This is a genomic window from Roseburia sp. AM51-8, from assembly GCF_003478275.1.
Classification (GTDB): domain Bacteria; phylum Bacillota; class Clostridia; order Lachnospirales; family Lachnospiraceae; genus Pararoseburia; species Pararoseburia lenta.
This window is the reverse complement of record NZ_QUEY01000001.1, coordinates 515,248-531,769: the sequence shown is the minus strand read 5'-3', so window position 1 is coordinate 531,769 and position 16,522 is coordinate 515,248. Positions and strand designations below refer to the sequence as shown.

At 45.0% G+C, this 16,522-nt stretch carries 22 protein-coding genes and 1 pseudogene; 4 read left to right on the top strand and 19 right to left on the bottom strand.

What is annotated here, in order from left to right; all coding sequences use genetic code 11:
- Nucleotides 1-25 precede the first annotated feature (25 nt).
- Nucleotides 26-961 (top strand): hypothetical protein, encoded by a 936-nt coding sequence (locus DW996_RS02680; RefSeq protein WP_118281185.1) that lies wholly within the window; start codon nt 26-28, stop codon nt 959-961.
- Here DW996_RS02680 and DW996_RS02675 read toward each other — a convergent pair.
- The 10 genes and pseudogenes from DW996_RS02675 to DW996_RS02630 form a co-directional block, all read right to left on the bottom strand.
- Complete coding sequence (locus DW996_RS02675) at nt 948-1,610, bottom strand: ATPase (protein WP_118281184.1); 663 nt, start codon at nt 1,608-1,610, stop codon at nt 948-950. The genes DW996_RS02680 and DW996_RS02675 overlap by 14 nt on opposite strands.
- Nucleotides 1,611-1,624: 14 nt before the next feature.
- Nucleotides 1,625-2,104, bottom strand: coding sequence for a pantetheine-phosphate adenylyltransferase (gene coaD / locus DW996_RS02670; protein WP_118281183.1), 480 nt, complete (start codon nt 2,102-2,104; stop codon nt 1,625-1,627).
- A gap of 6 nt (nt 2,105-2,110) precedes the next feature.
- Nucleotides 2,111-2,665 carry a 16S rRNA (guanine(966)-N(2))-methyltransferase RsmD gene (gene rsmD, locus DW996_RS02665; RefSeq protein WP_118281182.1) on the bottom strand — a complete coding sequence of 185 codons (555 nt, stop codon included), beginning with the start codon at nt 2,663-2,665 and terminating at the stop codon, nt 2,111-2,113.
- A gap of 1 nt (nt 2,666) precedes the next feature.
- Nucleotides 2,667-3,149, bottom strand: a complete 483-nt coding sequence (locus DW996_RS02660; protein ID WP_118281181.1) for a CinA family protein — start codon at nt 3,147-3,149, stop codon at nt 2,667-2,669.
- Nucleotides 3,149-3,691 (bottom strand): CDP-diacylglycerol--glycerol-3-phosphate 3-phosphatidyltransferase, encoded by a 543-nt coding sequence (pgsA, locus tag DW996_RS02655; protein WP_118281180.1) that lies wholly within the window; start codon nt 3,689-3,691, stop codon nt 3,149-3,151. Before pgsA ends, DW996_RS02660 begins: the two co-directional genes overlap by 1 nt.
- A pseudogene (gene rimO / locus DW996_RS14720) lies at nt 3,688-5,009 on the bottom strand (30S ribosomal protein S12 methylthiotransferase RimO). The gene pgsA and the pseudogene rimO overlap by 4 nt, the downstream one beginning before the upstream one ends.
- Nucleotides 5,009-5,269, bottom strand: a complete 261-nt coding sequence (gene rpoZ / locus DW996_RS02645) for a DNA-directed RNA polymerase subunit omega (RefSeq protein ID WP_118534782.1) — start codon at nt 5,267-5,269, stop codon at nt 5,009-5,011. Before rpoZ ends, rimO begins: the two are co-directional and overlap by 1 nt.
- Nucleotides 5,270-5,274: 5 nt before the next feature.
- On the bottom strand, nt 5,275-5,907 hold the full coding sequence (gmk, locus tag DW996_RS02640) for a guanylate kinase (RefSeq protein ID WP_118534781.1): 633 nt from the start codon (nt 5,905-5,907) through the stop codon (nt 5,275-5,277).
- Nucleotides 5,904-6,167: a DUF370 domain-containing protein gene (locus tag DW996_RS02635; protein ID WP_118534780.1), complete on the bottom strand. Its 264-nt coding sequence runs from the start codon at nt 6,165-6,167 to the stop codon at nt 5,904-5,906. Before DW996_RS02635 ends, gmk begins: the two co-directional genes overlap by 4 nt.
- Nucleotides 6,168-6,180: 13 nt before the next feature.
- On the bottom strand, nt 6,181-7,059 hold the full coding sequence (locus tag DW996_RS02630) for a YicC/YloC family endoribonuclease (protein ID WP_118534779.1): 879 nt from the start codon (nt 7,057-7,059) through the stop codon (nt 6,181-6,183).
- Between the two features lie 153 nt (nt 7,060-7,212).
- On the opposite strand from DW996_RS02630, the gene DW996_RS02625 reads away from it, so the two are divergent.
- Entirely contained in the window at nt 7,213-8,967 is a 1,755-nt protein-coding gene (locus DW996_RS02625) for an Rqc2 family fibronectin-binding protein (RefSeq protein ID WP_118534778.1), read from the top strand.
- 94 nt (nt 8,968-9,061) lie between these two features.
- Nucleotides 9,062-9,262, top strand: coding sequence for a small, acid-soluble spore protein, alpha/beta type (locus tag DW996_RS02620; protein WP_158573031.1), 201 nt, complete (start codon nt 9,062-9,064; stop codon nt 9,260-9,262).
- 36 nt (nt 9,263-9,298) lie between these two features.
- Here the strand turns inward: DW996_RS02620 and DW996_RS02615 are convergent, their stop codons facing one another.
- The 4 genes from DW996_RS02615 to DW996_RS02605 form a co-directional block, all read right to left on the bottom strand.
- Nucleotides 9,299-10,999 (bottom strand): ATP-dependent DNA helicase RecG, encoded by a 1,701-nt coding sequence (locus tag DW996_RS02615; protein ID WP_243098643.1) that lies wholly within the window; start codon nt 10,997-10,999, stop codon nt 9,299-9,301.
- A complete protein-coding gene (locus DW996_RS13565; RefSeq protein ID WP_279220141.1) occupies nt 10,996-11,121 on the bottom strand; it encodes a hypothetical protein in 126 nt (41 codons plus the stop codon). Before DW996_RS13565 ends, DW996_RS02615 begins: the two co-directional genes overlap by 4 nt.
- 231 nt (nt 11,122-11,352) lie before the next feature.
- Entirely contained in the window at nt 11,353-13,038 is a 1,686-nt protein-coding gene (locus tag DW996_RS02610; RefSeq protein WP_118281171.1) for a DAK2 domain-containing protein, read from the bottom strand.
- A gap of 15 nt (nt 13,039-13,053) precedes the next feature.
- Complete coding sequence (locus DW996_RS02605; protein WP_118281170.1) at nt 13,054-13,413, bottom strand: Asp23/Gls24 family envelope stress response protein; 360 nt, start codon at nt 13,411-13,413, stop codon at nt 13,054-13,056.
- Nucleotides 13,414-13,637: 224 nt separating this feature from the next.
- On the opposite strand from DW996_RS02605, the gene rpmB reads away from it, so the two are divergent.
- The gene (gene rpmB, locus DW996_RS02600) at nt 13,638-13,823 is read left to right on the top strand and encodes a 50S ribosomal protein L28 (protein WP_118281169.1); all 186 of its coding nucleotides are present in this window, start codon (nt 13,638-13,640) and stop codon (nt 13,821-13,823) included.
- A gap of 381 nt (nt 13,824-14,204) precedes the next feature.
- On the opposite strand, the gene DW996_RS02595 is transcribed toward rpmB, so the two are convergent.
- The 5 genes from DW996_RS02595 to DW996_RS02575 form a co-directional block, all read right to left on the bottom strand.
- On the bottom strand, nt 14,205-14,612 hold the full coding sequence (locus tag DW996_RS02595) for a NifB/NifX family molybdenum-iron cluster-binding protein (protein ID WP_118534775.1): 408 nt from the start codon (nt 14,610-14,612) through the stop codon (nt 14,205-14,207).
- A gap of 152 nt (nt 14,613-14,764) precedes the next feature.
- On the bottom strand, nt 14,765-15,202 hold the full coding sequence (locus DW996_RS02590; protein ID WP_118281167.1) for a GerW family sporulation protein: 438 nt from the start codon (nt 15,200-15,202) through the stop codon (nt 14,765-14,767).
- A gap of 39 nt (nt 15,203-15,241) precedes the next feature.
- Nucleotides 15,242-15,568 (bottom strand): hypothetical protein, encoded by a 327-nt coding sequence (locus tag DW996_RS02585; RefSeq protein ID WP_118534774.1) that lies wholly within the window; start codon nt 15,566-15,568, stop codon nt 15,242-15,244.
- A gap of 29 nt (nt 15,569-15,597) precedes the next feature.
- The gene (locus tag DW996_RS02580; protein ID WP_118534773.1) at nt 15,598-16,185 is read right to left on the bottom strand and encodes a hypothetical protein; all 588 of its coding nucleotides are present in this window, start codon (nt 16,183-16,185) and stop codon (nt 15,598-15,600) included.
- The gene (locus tag DW996_RS02575) at nt 16,186-16,518 is read right to left on the bottom strand and encodes a hypothetical protein (RefSeq protein WP_118281165.1); all 333 of its coding nucleotides are present in this window, start codon (nt 16,516-16,518) and stop codon (nt 16,186-16,188) included.
- Between the last annotated feature and the right edge of the window lie 4 nt (nt 16,519-16,522).

The following is a 16,522-nucleotide window of genomic DNA, read 5'->3' as shown; positions in this document are numbered from 1 at the left end:
TGTATCACTTTCATAGATTAACTATATGAAGTTTGGACTTGTTTTCGTAATCATTGCCATCCTGATCGCCCTGTGTCAGCCCCAGATCACCTTTTCCGGAGCCGTTAGCGGTCTCAATATCTGGTTTTTTCAGTTGTTGCCGACCCTACTTCCCTTTATGATCCTATCCAATATCCTCTTGTCGGATCCTGTGCAGGAATATATCTTTGCCCGGATGTCACCCCTGCGTGCGAAAAAAATCCGCATCCTTTTTGCTGTCTTAGCGGGACTGACCTTTGGACTACCGATCGGTGCAAAAATGGCAAAAGACCTCTATCAAAAAAATCTCATCGATGCCAGGGAAGGACAGATCCTTTTAAACCACTGTAATCTGATCGGACCGTCCTTCGTCGGCTCTTATGTCCTGACGAAAAAACTGGACCTTCCCGACCTCTTTGGCATCAGCCTTTTGCTCTTATACCTGCCCCATATCCTTTGTCTTGTATGTTTTTTCTCTAAAAAAGAGGCAACTACAGAACAAAAAATACATATCACATCCTATGGCAAAACGACAAGAAAAGCGACACCAAGACTTCGAAACTGCTTTCAAATCTTAAATGTCGCTATCATGAATGGATTTGAAACCATAACCATTCTTGGCGGTTATCTGATCCTTTTTGGTATCTTTTGTGCCTTTGTTAAAGAAATCCAATTTCTGCCGACCGGGCTTCGGGCATGCATACTTGCTTTTTTGGAGATCACAATCGGTATACATGAGATATCCATACTAGAAATATCCGGTATGGTCAAATACCTGTGTGCCATCCCCTTGCTTTCCTTTGGCGGCTTATGTACGGCTATGCAGACCTGGTCCGTTTGCATGGGCGCCCCCTTTTCTATGAGAAATTATATCAAAGAACGCCTGCTCTTTGCCCTCATAAGTGGTCTGCTCACCATCTTGTATTTTTTTATTCTTTATTGAAGAAGGATTCCGGGATGTCGAGTGCCGGTACATTGTCCTCAGAAGCCGTCTCCTCTGCCTTTGGTTCTGGTGTCTGCGGCTGGTCTGCCGGTGCTTCCGGCTCTTTTACTTCCTGCGGTGCCAGTTCCTGACGGTTGGCAACAACGATATCCAGATAGCCCTGCATAGTCTGCATGAAGGTCTCTGTTCTTGCCTGTGTTGTCTCCATGGAATTGGAGATCACGCTCTCGATGGTATTTAACATATCATCGGTATAGGCAATGGCTCCCATACGGATGCTGTTGGCATCCTCTGTTGCCTTGTCCAGCATATCCTGCGCATTCTTGGTCGCCAGCATAATGATCTCATTGGCTTTGGCATATGCCTGTTGCATGATCTGATGCTCGCTGACCAGTTCGTTGGTCTGAATCTGTGCCTGTGCGATGATGGCATCTGCCTTGTTCTGTGCATCTGCCAAAATGGCTTCCTTATTGCTGATGATCTTCTGGTAACGCTTGATCTCTTCCGGCGTCTTGGTGCGCAGTTCTTCCAAAAGACTCTCTAACTCGTCTCTGTTGACGATGATCTTGGATGGAGAAAATGCAGATGGCTTGCATCCGTCTACATATTCTTCAATTTCTTCGATGATTTCTTCAATACCACTTGACATAATAGAATCTCCTTTTATGAATTATACTTTGCCTGAATCAGCGGAATGATCTCCGCAGGTACAAATCTACTAATATCTCCACCATAAGAAGCAAATTCTCTTACAATGGTCGAACTCAGATAAGAATAGTGCAATCCGGTCGTCAAAAAGATTGTCTCAAGTTCAGGATACTCGACTTTGTTGGTCTGTGCAATCTGAATTTCATATTCAAAGTCGGTCACGGCACGCAGTCCACGGATGATGACTGCAGCCTCTTTTTTCTTGGCATAGTCGACCAGAAGTCCGTCAAAAGAATCCACGGTCACATTTGGATACTGCCTAACCAGATCTTCGATCATGGCAACCCTTTCTTCGACAGTAAACAATGCATTTTTGGCACTGTTGTTGAGAACACCGATGATCACTTCGTCAAAGATCTTTGCAGACCGCTCAATGATGTCTAAATGTCCGAAAGTGACCGGATCAAAACTTCCCGGATAAATTGCTCTTTTCATTTGTCTCTACTCATCCTTTGCTAAAAAGACATGCTTGTTTGTCTTGTAATCCTTTTCGTTTAAGATCTGATAGCCCAGATCCGTGACAAAGGTAAAATCCGTGTGCAGATCTGCTTCTACGATCACATATCCATCCTCTGCCAGGAGATCACATTGTGCAATCGTCTCTAATACGTCATGCTCATATCCACCATGATAAGGCGGGTCTATAAAAATAATATCAAACTGCATCCGCCCCTCTAAATTGCGGAGTTCATAAATCACATCCCCCGGCAATACAAAGGCTTCATCATCAAAACGTGTATGCGTGATATTGTGATGGATGCAGTCTAAGGCTAATTTGTTGTTCTCAATAAAATAAGCACATGCCGCGCCCCGGCTGAGCGCCTCGATCCCCATCTGACCGCTTCCTGCAAAAACGTCCAGAAACTGTGCATCACACAGGTCATTCTGGATCATATTAAAAAGGGTCTCTTTGATGCGGTCCTGGGTTGGTCTGGTATGCATGCCTGATACCGTATGTAACTGCAAACGTTTTCTCGTACCGGAAATCACTCTCATCTTAGCAATTTAACTCCTTGATACATGTAAGTAATAATTGCAGGACCATTTCTGTCGCCTGCCTGCGCACGCATTGCCTGCCACCGGAAAAATGACATTCTTTGACAAGTGTTTTCTTGCTGCCGGCACACGCAATATATACCAGTCCGACCGGCTTGTCCTCTGTCCCACCATCCGGTCCTGCGATGCCTGTGGTGGCAAGTCCGTAAGTGGCTCCAGCCCGTTTTCGCACGCCCTCTGCCATCTGCTCTGCAGTCTGCCTGCTGACGGCGCCGTAGGCTTCTAAAGTCGTATGTAAGACACCGAGATTTTTCTCTTTTGCCTCATTGGAATAAGTGACATAGCCTTCTTTAAAACAAGCGGAAACGCCCGGATAATCGACCAGACTGGCACTGACCATTCCGCCGGTGCAGGACTCTGCAACTGCAACAGTTGCCTGCGCTTTTTCTAATTCTTTTACGATTTTTTCTATGATATCCTGCATTAGTTCTGCTCTTTTAATACGTCTTTATTCTTTACGATATAATCGATCAAAGATACGATGGTAAGCACAAGTGCTACATAGATAAGGATCGTACCTAAAACCGTAAAGAAAGGCATCTGGATATTGGCAATCAAAACAATGATCATAAGCATCTGAAATACGGTCTTGAACTTGCCCCAATAACTTGCGGCAATAACGATACCGTTATCGGATGCGATCAGACGGAAGCCACTGATGATAAACTCACGGCTGATAATAACGATCACGATCCAGGCAGCTAGTTGTCCTGTTGCGATCAGGCAGATCATAGCCGCACTGACTAATAATTTATCTGCAAGCGGATCCATAAATTTGCCGAAATTTGTCACTAAATTGTATTTTCTTGCGATCTTGCCATCCAACATATCCGTCAGACTTGCAATGATAAAGATCGCATCTGCGATATAGCGATAGGTCTGGTTGGACGGATCCAAGAGCAAAAATACAACAAAAAACGGAATTAAAATTACTCTGAAAATGGTTAATTTATTTGGTAAATTCATGCTAATTCTCCTATCAAATCATATTCATACGAACCTGTCACATGAACCGATACGATATCACCTGTCATGAGTTCTCTGGTCGTCTGAATAAAAACATAACCGTCTACATCCGGTGCATCCCGGTAGGTTCTGGCAACATAGACATTCTCGTCTGCAACCTTGCCTTCCACAAAGGCATCTAAGGTCATGCCGATATAGGTCTCATTGCAGGCAGCCGAGATATCCTGCTGTAATTCCATGATCTCTGCCACACGCACCTGCTTGATCTCCTCCGGTACCTGATCCGGGAAAGTATCTGCCGGTGTGCCTTCCTGTCTGGAATAAGCAAAGCAGCCCAGACGGTCAAACTTCATATCACTGACAAACGTTTTGAGTTCCTCATGTGCCTGTTCGGTCTCACCAGGAAATCCACAGATCAAAGTCGTGCGGATACAGATGTCCGGCATAGCCTGACGCAGTGCGCCAACGATCCGGCGCAGGTCAGCCTGCGAAGTCTTTCGTCCCATGCGTTTTAGACTTCATCATTGGCATGCTGGATGGGAATATCAATATAGTGGCATACTTTTGGGTTGTCTGCCATCATCCTGATCAATTCGTCTGTGATCTCCTCCGGATAGCAATATTGTAAACGGATCCAGCGGATCCCCTCGATCTCGCTTAACTTTTTTAATAAGGTCGGCAGTGTTTTTTTGCCATAAAGATCCACGCCATAAAGCGTTGTCTCCTGGGCAACTAAGATCAGTTCCTTGACACCGTCTGCCGCAAGTGATGCAGCCTCCGCCAGAATATCTTCCATCGGTACGGAACGATAATTGCCACGGATAGATGGGATCACGCAATAGGTACAGTGCTTGTCACAGCCCTCGGCGATCTTTAGGTGGGCAAAATGTCCGCCGGTCGTAAGTGTCCTGCCGGCATAGTTTTTTGGCAAGCCGTTCAAAGGCTTTTTGACACTGGTCTTATGACCTTCCATGACCTCATGTATGACAGATACGATCTCATCATAAGCATTAGTGCCGATCACGGCATCCACTTCCGGGATCTGCTCTGCGATCTCTTTAGCGTAACGCTCTGCCAGACAGCCGGTCACGATCAAAGCTTTGAGATTTGCGGTTTCTTTGAGACTGCCCATGTCGATCAGGGTCTGGATACTTTCTTCCATGGCATCACTGATAAAACAACAGGAATTGACAACGATGACATCTGCCTCATTCTCATCATTGGTGATGGTAATGCCATCTTTTGTGATCATAGAAAGCATATGCTCGGTATCGACCAGGTTCTTATCACAGCCAAGCGATATAAAAAGAAGTTTCATTATGCTTCCTCTTCCTGCTCCTCATCATCCTCAGAGATGATCTGTAATTCTCCGCGATAGAGTTCATCTACTGCGATAGAAAGTGGCTTTTCTCCCTTAGATATGCGGATCAGCGGCTCTTGTCCGTCGATGATCTGTCTTGCTCTTTTTGCAGTAGCGCAAACGATGCTGTAACGGCTGTTTACTACCGGTTCTTCACCGATCTCGTCGCTGTTCTTGTTTACTACTTTCATTAATTCTACATATGATGGATGTAACATGTTTCCTATCTCCCTTCAAACTTCTTTAAATCTTTTTGGATCATGTCTATTGTATCTTCATTTCTCGCTGTCTTAAAATGCTCGCAAGAAATAATAGCATGCACTTGTTCTACACTATTTTCGATCTGATCGTTGATGACCAGATAATCATAGCCATTCATGTATTGTGACTCCTTGGAAGAGATTGCCAGACGCTGTGCGATCACATCCGGTGTCTCGGTTCCTCTGCCGACCAGACGCTCCTTTAAGGCATCTGCAGATGGCGGCATCACAAAGAGAAGCAGGGCTTCCGGGTATAATTTTTTGATCTGAAGCGCTCCCTGGATCTCAATCTCTAAGATGACATCCTTGCCCTCGTTTACCAACTGCTCCACATAAGAACGCGGTGTTCCATAAGAATTGCCATTGAAGGTGGCGTATTCCAGTAACTGATTATCTGCGATCATCTGATCGAATTCTTCCCTGGTCTTAAAGAAATATTCCCTGCCATCTTCTTCGCCCTGACGCTTTTGTCTGGTCGTTGCAGAAATAGACAGGTGATACTGACCGGGATGTGCTTTTAACAGGTTCTTCATGATCGTTCCTTTACCAGCGCCTGAAAAACCAGATAAAACAATGATCATTCCCTTCCTTGTCATAAAACATCAGCCTCCTTCTTTTTTGTTGCTGCTTCTTTGGATCTTGTCGCGATCGTGTCCGGCAAAAGCGCGGAAAGCACGATGTGTTGGTCTGTAATGATGATTCCTCTGGTGCGGCGTCCCTGCGTCGCATCAATGATATTGCCAGCCTCCTTGGCACGTTGCACCAGGCGTTTGGCAGGCGCGGAATCCGGTGTCACGATAGACACCACTTTATCTGTATTGATGATATTGCCAAATCCGATATTGATAAATGCCATATTCTTGTCTGTCCTATTCTAAATTCTGGATCTGTTCTCTTACTTTTTCGATTAGGGTCTTGAGAGAAATCCCAATGCCTGCGATCTCTACATCTGTAGACTTGGAAAGGATCGTATTGGCTTCGCGGTTCATCTCCTGGGCGATAAAGTCCAGTTTACGACCGACTTCGCCACCATCTGCTAACATGTGCTTGGTTTCTTCCACATGGCTGCGCAAACGTACCATTTCTTCGTCGATACAAACCTTATCTGCATACAAGACAACTTCGGATGCAATCCGGGTCTCGTCTATGGCATGATCTCCTAAGAGATCTGTGATCTTGGTCTGTAAACGCTCCCGGTATTCCTCGATGATCTGCGGGGAACGTTCTTCTAAGGTCGTCACATAAGACGACATCTCATCCATTTTGGCAAGCATATCCTGACGCAGGCGCATGCCCTCCTGGGAACGGTTCTCAACGAACTGGTCTGTTGCAGCGGTCAGTGCATCCATAAGGAATAAGTGAAGCATCTCATCATCATCCTCTGCATCCGTCATCTCCAAGACATCCGGGAAACGCGCCAGCGAAGTCGCTGTGACATCAAAAGGAATACCGTAATCCTGCGACATCTTGCGGATGTTTTCCATATACATATCGGCGATATGTGTGTTGTAATGCAGGATATCGGATGCTTCTTTGGTCTCTTCCAAGGTGATATAAACATCAACCTTGCCGCGCACAATACGGGATTTGATAAAATTGCGTATCTCCACTTCAAAAGCGTTTAATTTTCTAGGGAGTTTCACATTCAAGTCCAGGTAACGATGATTTACGGATTTGATCTCCACAACTATTTTTCTTGTTTCATCACCGGCTTCGCCTCTCCCGAAACCTGTCATGCTCTTTATCATGCCATCGGCACCTCCCATTTGCATAAATACCTATGCATAGATGTCTATATTATATTAAATCCATGGCAAAAGGTCAAATTATTTGTATTTGTTTTTTCAATATAAACATTTATAATAAATAGAAAAAGATAAGAAGAAAAAGGAGATCATCTCATGGCATTTGACGGGATCACGACAAATTGCATTATGCAGGAATTAAATCATCTACTGGCAGGACAGCGTATTAGCAAGATCGCCCAGCCGGAGCGCGAGGAACTGCTTTTTACCTTTAAAGCATTAAATGAAGGCAGCAACCGCCTTCTGATCTCTGCCAATGCTTCCCTGCCCTTTTTATATATGACAAAAGAAAACAAGACCAGCCCTTTGAATGCGCCTAATTTTTGTATGCTCCTTCGCAAATATATCGGAAACGGACGCATCAGTGCGATCAGCCAGCCTTCTATGGAACGTGTGCTCTGCTTTACCATCGAGCATTTGGATGAAATGGGCGATCCTGCGGTAAAATATCTCTATGTGGAGATCATGGGCAAGCACAGCAATATTATTTTTTGTGATAAAGATGGGCAGATCATCGACAGCATCAAGCATGTATCCGGGCAGATGAGTTCCATCCGTGAAGTCCTTCCGGGACGACCTTATTTTATCCCGGCACAGCAGGATCGCTTCGATCCTTGGCAGATTGCAAAAGAACAATTCGTCGAGCAGATCTTAAAGAAACCTTGCTCTGTGGCAAAGGCGATCTATACGTCCTTAGTCGGTTTTTCACCGATCATAGCAACCGAACTTGCCTATCGCAGCGGCTTGGATGCCGATGATTCTACCGCCGCACTGACGCAGGCAGATGTAGAGCGCTTGTATGATGTCTTTCGTTCTTTATTACAGGATCTGTCCGACGGGAATTTTTCTTATGGTATTTACTACGATCCCGTCACCGGCGCGCCAAAAGAATTTGCCCCGATCCCACTGACTATCTATTCCGACATGGAATATAAGACATTTTCTTCTATATCCGAGGTCTTGGAAGCCTTTTATGCGCAGCGCAACAAGCACACTGTGATCCATCAGAAGTCCACAGACCTACGCAAGATCGTCAGCATTCATTTAGAGCGTGACCGCAAGAAATATCTTTTGCAGAAAAAGCAGTTGGCTGATACAGAGAAGAAGGATAAATACCGTATTTACGGGGAAATGCTCCACACCTACGGCTATGCCGCAAGCCCCGGTGATAAATCCATCGAGGTCACAAATTATTATACCAACGAGCCTTTCGTCATCCCTTTGGATCCGACACTGGATGCCATGGAAAATGCCAAGAAATATTTTGATAAATATGCCAAGTTAAAAAGAACCGGAAATGCCCTCTCCTCTTATATTCTAGAAACTGAAAACGAGATCAAACATTTAGAGTCGATCGAGACTTCCCTTTCCATTGCTGAAACAGAGGGCGATCTTGCCGCCATCAAGGAAGAATTGCAGGAATACGGTTTTATCAAAAAACACAGTGGAAAGAAAACGAACCGGATTTCCAAAAGTCAGCCCCTTCACTTTGTGGATGACAACGGTTTTCATATCTATGTCGGGAAGAACAATTATCAGAACGATCAGTTGACTTTTAAATTTGCGACCGGCAATGATTGGTGGTTCCATGCCAAGCAGATGACAGGCTCGCATGTGATCGTCAAATCCGAAAACAAAGAATTGCCGGATTCCACTTATGAGTACGCCGCCGCGCTTGCAGCCTACTACTCCAGTGGCAGGGATAACGAAAAAGTGGAGATCGATTATCTGCAAAAGAAAAACGTCAAAAAGCCAAACGGCAGCGCGCCGGGATTTGTTGTCTATTACACCAATTATTCCCTAGTGGCAACGCCATCTCTGGCGCACGTCACTTTGGTCAGTGATAAATAAGACTTTTGTTTTTTCTAGTAAATTGTGCTAGGATGATATGATTTTTTGCTCATATACTATGATTGTAACCATAGTCCTGCAACAAGGAGCACAAATGAAAAGAAAGCCCGAGACCAAACGACTGGATCCTGCGGCAAAAGAGGCTTTGCAACAGTTCAAATGCGAATTATCCCAAGAACTCGGCACGGTTCTTCATTCGAAAACCAAGGTACAACGTGCAAAAGACTCACAATCCATCGGCTCTTATATGGTGCAGCAGATGATCCGGTCCCAGAAAAACAAAATAGACCCCTAAGAAAAAACTACCTGTGAAAAATCACAGGTAGTTTTTTTATAAGATCATATTGTTATCACTTGCAAAAGAGGACAGATTTTTTCGGATGGCAGGATAATTTTCCAGACTCTCATCTTCCTTCAAAAAATCTGCCACATCCTGGGATGCCTTTTGCAGCAAGTCTGCATCTCCTATGATGTCCGCCAGTCGAAAACCAAGTTCGCCACTCTGGCGGATGCCAAAAAAGTCTCCCGGTCCGCGTAGACGCAGGTCTTCCTGGGCGATAAAAAATCCATCGTTGGACTTGTGCATGACTTCCAGACGATCGGTCTTTTTCTTTCCCTTGGACTTGTCCATTAGTATGCAATAGGACTGCCATTTTCCACGTCCGACACGACCGCGCAACTGATGCAGTTGTGCCAGTCCGAATCGATTGGCATCTTCGATCATGATCAGAGTCGCATTCGGGACATTGACCCCGACTTCAACAACGGTCGTAGATACAAGGATCTGCGTCTTTCCCTCGGCGAATGCCTGCATGATCGCATTTTTCTCCTTGGGCGGCATCTTTCCGTGTAAGGCTGCGATGGAAACCTGTGCGCCAAAGATCGGACGGATCCGCTCCACATAGTCGGTCACATTTTCCGCCTCCGTCTGCTCGCTTGCTTCCACCAGTGGACAGATAATATACGCCTGATGCCCGCCTGCCAGTTCCCGCCCAATCATTTCATAGGCTTTTTGCCGCAGATCTTCTTTGATAACACAGGTCTTGATCGGAATACGGTCTGCAGGCAATTCATGGATGGCAGATATCTGCATATTCCCATATAAGATCATGGCAAGGGTTCGCGGGATCGGTGTCGCACTCATGACAAGCATATGGGGTGTCATACCCTTCTTTGAAAGGCTCTCCCTTTGCTTGACACCGAAACGATGCTGTTCATCCGTTACCACCAATGCCAGATTCAGATAATCGACCTTTTCCTGGATCAAGGCGTGCGTGCCTACCACAAAGATCTGTGGTCTGGTCGCTATGATCTCATATGCCTTTTTCTTCTGGGATGCCGTCATGGAACCAGTCAGGCAGACAACCTGATAAGGCAGCCCATAATCTGCGCACATCTCCCGGAAACCAGCCGCATGCTGCATAGCAAGTACCTCTGTCGGTGCCATGATGGCAGCCTGATAGCCGCTGGCAACCACATCCAGCATGGCAAGAAAGGCAACAATCGTCTTACCGGAACCGACATCCCCCTGTATCAGACGCTGGGACACATAAGGTCCCTGCAAGTCGCTGCGGATCTGTGATAGTGTATCCATCTGCCCTTTGGTAAGAGTGTAAGGTAACTTTTGGATGGTCTCATCCGTCAGTGCGGTCTCTGTAAAATGCCAGGGATTTTCAATGCCTGTCGTCCCTGCTTCTAAGATCCTGCTATGTAAGATAAAGTAGAAGAACTCCTGATATACGAGCCGTCGACGCCCTTCTGCCAATGCCTCAAAATGCATAGGAAAATGGACTTGGCGTATCGCCTGCATATAGGAAGGAAAGCCCTCTCTTTGTTCTACAAAATCCGGCAGGTTTTCCTCAGAATAATCCGCCAGACTATCGCATGCCGCCAGGGTAAGTTTGCGCACCATCTGTTGTGTCATACCCTTGGTAAGGCTATAGATCGGCTGTAAGCTGTCCCGAAGCGTAAGATATTTTTCCAGTGTAAATATAGCCGGTTGTTCCATCTTGTAGCCCTGTTTTTCTTTCAAAAGCCGCCCATAAAAATATAGGGCTGTCCCACCTGCAACTGTTTGGCAATGTAAGGCATATGAAACCAGACACATTCTACGACCTGATTCTTACAAAAGAGGCTTGCCAAAGTAATATCCATGCGTTTTCCCCTACGAAAGATGGCTGGGGTACGAAGGGAACCGCAGACAGCCACGATCTGCCCTATATTTTCCTCATCTGGGTCTTCCGGCTGCGGATATTCCTGATAAGTTCTGGGAAAATGAAGGAGTATATCCCCAAGGTATATACTCCTATCTTTTGAAATAACTGTTCAGTTTTTTCTCCCACGCCCTTGATCTCGCGTAATGAAGAATGTAAATCCATAATACTCCTATTCTACTGATGCAATGTAATAGTAAACCGGCTGTCCACCCATCTGTAACTCTACCTCCAGATCAGCAAACTTCTCGCCAACAGCAGCGGCAAGTGCCTCTGCATCTTCCTCTGTCACATCTGCACCATAATAAATGCTAACGATAGCAGAATCTTCGTCTACCATTTCAGCGATCATATCAAGGAATACGGTCTGGATGTCAGTATTCACGGCAAGGATGCCGGCATCACCGATACCCATATAATCTCCCTCATGGATCTCCTTGTCGTCGATCACGGTATCACGCACTGCATAAGTGACCTGACCGGTCTTGACATTGGAAAGTTCCTCGATCATACGATCTTCATTTTCCTTGGCACTCTGCTCCGGAATGAAGTTGATCAATGCTGTAATTCCCTGTGGGATCGTCTTGGTCGGAAGAACGATGACTTCCTTATCCTCACACAAAGAAGCCGCCTGATTTGCAGCCAGTATGATATTTTTATTGTTTGGCAATACAAAAACGGTCTTGGCAGGTACTTTAGCAATCGCACCCAAGACATCCTCTGTGCTAGGATTCATGGTCTGACCGCCTTCGATCATGTAATCTACGCCCAGTTCCTTAAAGATCTCATTGAGACCTTCGCCGATCGATACGGCAACAAATCCCATTTCCTTTTCCGGTTCTGCGCTGGCAGGTGTCTCTTCTTCAGTTTTCTTTTCCTCAGCCTGCTGTGCAACCGCTTTCTCTGCATCCTTGAGCAGACGCTCCTGATGCTCCTCACGCATATTGTCAATCTTGATCTTGCTAAGAGAACCATGTGTCAGGGCTTTTTGAATGGCAAGTCCCGGATCATTGGTATGTACATGGGTCTTAACGATCTCATCATCTGCAACAACGACGATAGAATCACCGATGGATTCGAGATAGCCCTTGTACTCCTGCTCCTGTGCCTCAGTCAATGGTTTATCTAAAACAATAATAAATTCTGTACAATAACCATACTTGATCTCTGCCTCAGCCTCCGGAGCAGTCTTTGCCACATTGCCGGATCCGGATTCTGTTTCGATCGTATAGTCTACTTCTTTGCCAAGCAGGCAGTCATAAGCACCCTGCATAACAACGACAAGCCCCTGTCCGCCGGAATCTACAACGCCGGCCTGCTTTAATACGGGAAGCATATCCGGTGTCTTTCCAAGGACATAATCAGCCTCTTTGATCACTTCATCAATAAAGTAAACAATATCATCTGTCGTATCGACTAATTCCAATGCCTTGTCCGCAGCGCCCTTGGCAACAGTAAGGATCGTTCCTTCCTTTGGCTTCATAACAGCCTTATAAGCGGTCTCAACGGCACGCTGCAACGCTTCACACAAAACATCGACATCTACCTGATCTACCTCTTTGATAGCCTTTGTAAATCCACGTAAAAGCTGTGAAAGAATAACGCCGGAATTTCCGCGTGCACCGCGAAGGGAACCGGATGAGATTGCCTTGGCAAGAGTCTTCATATCGACCTGCTCCAATGCACTGACTTCCTTGGCTGCTGACATGATCGTCATTGTCATATTAGTTCCGGTATCTCCGTCCGGTACCGGGAATACATTCAGTTCATTGATCCATTCTTTTTTAGACTCTAAGTTCTTTGCACCTGCTAAAAACATCTTGGCTAATGTAGATGCGTTAATTGTATTGGCTTCCACTATCGTATATCCTCCTTAGTCAATTACTCTTACGCCTTCAACGTAGATATTCATTGCCTTGACTGTCATACCGGTAAATGATTCTACTTTATACTTGACAGTCTCCATCAAATTGTCAGCAACGGTAGCCACGCTGACACCATAAGAAATAATCACATGGAAATCAAGTGTGATCTCATTGTTTTCATCAATAGAGACAGCGATTCCATGATTCAGATAATCCTTCTTTAATAACTTTACAAGACCATCCTTCATATTGACAGCAGCCATGCCTACAATACCGAAGCACTCTACTGCTACAGATCCTGCATAAGTTGCGATAACGTCTGATTCGATCACGATCTTACCCAAATTGGTTTCCATTTGACCTTGCATATATATACCTCCACAATAATCGTCCATAATATAAATGACATAATATGTATTTATTATAAACGTTTTTCCATAAAATACAATCTAATTTTTGGCTTTCCCTATATTTTTTGAAAAAAAGAAGCAAAAAAACGTTGCTTTTTAGAAAATGCTCTGATATAATATGCGTGTTGCGATTTTGTATCGAATACAGAAATTACAAAACCATAATCCAAGGAGGTGCAGTCATGGCTAAGTGTGCAGTTTGTGGAAAAGGCGCTCATTTCGGAAATAATGTGAGCCATTCTCATAGAAGATCAAACAGAATGTGGAAATCAAACATCAAGTCTGTTAAGTGTAACGTAAACGGAACACCTAAGAAGTTGTACGTATGTGCTTCTTGCTTACGTTCTGGTAAAGTTGAGCGAGTTTAATATTTCGTCAATCAGGGAATTGTCTTTTAGACAGTTCCTTTTTTTGTTACCAAAATACTCCTCACGCTCTCCCCTTCTACTCAGTCACAACAAAAGAGTTTAAATCCGACACACAAAAGTCCTATCGTCAGTAAAATACAGATGCATCCGTTTCCGATGCAATTTCCGATAAAAATCCCCACGCCTGTAAAAAACATGCCGAAGCCGATTACTTTTTTCATAATAAAAAAGACATATAAAATATGTGATCTTACATATATTATATGCCTTTTCTTTTACATTATTGCATGAAAAAAACCTTTACCAGACGCCGCCACCGCCGGATCCACCATCGGCAGAACCTCCGCCGCCGGAAGAACTCGGGCTGTTTGCTATTGTCTATCAGTGACAACAGCCCCCGCAAGTGGAGCCGCAGGAACTTTCTCCGCCGCAGCAACTTCCCGCGCCATGATCACAGTCACAATTCGGTGCATTTTCGATCAAAAGGCTTCCCTGCATAAAAGCCTCGATCGCATCATCTGCCAAGCCTTCTACATTCGGACACACGGCAATGTCATAGGCGGAAAGTGCCTGCATGGCTCCGTCACCGATGTTCTGACAGATGACCAAAGATACCGAATAATCATCCATGGTACTTGCCACTGCTTCATGTCCCTGTCCAAAAGGGGCTACCACTGCCGAATCCATGATCCTGCCATTTTCGATTTCATACAATTTGAAGAAATCAGCATGACCAAAGTGCTGCCCTACATTTCCTGTTTCCTTGTCATAAGTAATTGCTACTACCATTATTGTCTCCTCTATTTATAAAATTATTTTGTACTTTCCAATCCTATCTCTACGCTGCATATAATTCCACCACCTGGCCTACATCAATCAGATCTGTTTGTCTGACTTGCTCTGGATCCAAATAAAGTTAGCTTTCGCAGCTCTGTCTAAACCTACTCCTCTACCGTAGCATTATTGACAGCATCACTTAAAATATCTTCCATCTCCTCATGGGCAGCCTTTCTTGCCTCAGGATCCTGCTCGGCTCCTTCCTTCTTGCTCACGAACTTGTCTACAAAGTCAGGCACCATATCCAGGATCTTTTCGATACCGGAATTGCGCTCCACACTGATCATGCGGGTAATGCCATTATGGATCACCAGCACAGCGCTCGGTGTGAGTTTTCCGCCCATACCACCACCGGAGTTATTTTTCTTTTCTGCACGAAATGCCCCCGCAGCCACGCCAAAGGTTACATTGACAAGCGGTACGATGATCGTATCGCCGATATGGATGGCATCACCGACAACGGTCTTGGTGGAAATAAAACCATCCATCCCCTGAAAGAGTGTATTGACTGTCTCATTAAATACTTCATTATTCTTTTCCATATTACCTCTCCTTTATGATCTCTGCATCCCTGTACATCTTTATAAATGAAATAATTTTTTACAATCTTTATTAAAATATACGCTAACTATAAGATAAACGAAATGCCATAAAAATACAATTCCCTTTAAGGAAATACTGCCCAGAAGATATAGTTCAGCGCTTTCAAAGTCCGGAATGATACGACATTTCTTTCCATAACATACCGGGCAAAGGCTGATGACTCCGGTCGCACCGCCGGTCAGTGCCGGATCTCCCAGCGAAAAATCGACATCCGCTTCCATGATCGTCGGCTTGACGCGCCCTAAAATCCAGAGTGCCTTTTGCAGCAGAAAGAATACGGCATTCTTATTATGCTCATCCGTCACATTTTTATGAAATGTCTGCCATTTTTCTTTCAGACCGCCACTCGGCTTTTTTGTTTTGGACTTGATCTTCTTTTTGCAGCAGTCTTTTTCGTCTGTTTTTCCTGCGCCCCTGCCTGATTTCCGGCATCCTCCGCAGACTCATGATCTGCCTGAGCAGATGTCGCCTTTGTCGCAGATGCCGTCTTGCTCGACTCTGCCATACGTTTTACATCTGCTTTCGATACGGTTTTATCTTCTAAAATCTCCGCTATATCATCCTCATCCAGAGTATCCTCCGCCGGCATATCCTCGGCAAAATCCTCTGCATCCGCCTCATCATCTGAAACAGCCTTCGCCTTTTTCTTCCAAGGATAGATCTGCAACTTCCCCCAGAAAGCATAGATCCGCACTTCGTATTCCTCTGCAAACTTGGCAAAGCGCAACTGCCAGAAATGCAAAAATCCGGCGAAATATACCTGTCCTTCCCAGCCGTCCTCTATGCTATGACTGCCGGAGAGTTCATAGTGGAAAGGCAAAAACAAGAGGTACAAAAGGATGAAAACGACCAAGCCCAGCAGGATAAGAAGAATCATGCCGATTACTTTTAAAATGGATAAGATAATTGTTAATACACCCATTTACGCACGCTCCTCTTTCTCAAATTTCTGCCGGAAATAGGCTTTCACCTGACAGTCTCCGGTCTGACTGTACACATCCCCATAAATGCGTTCTACCAGACTTCTTGCATGATAATAGCCCTTTGCCACGCCAATGATATCATAAGACTTATGGCGAAAAATCGGGATTTTTAAGGTTGCAACCGGAATGATCTCTAATTGTCCGTCACTGATCTCAGACAGGACGATCAGATATAAGGGTCTGACCTGCAAGCCATGATCGACCATAAACTGTATATACTTTAGGCTTCCTGTGATATTTTCACTGACATATAAATCCTTGTACCATCTCATATAG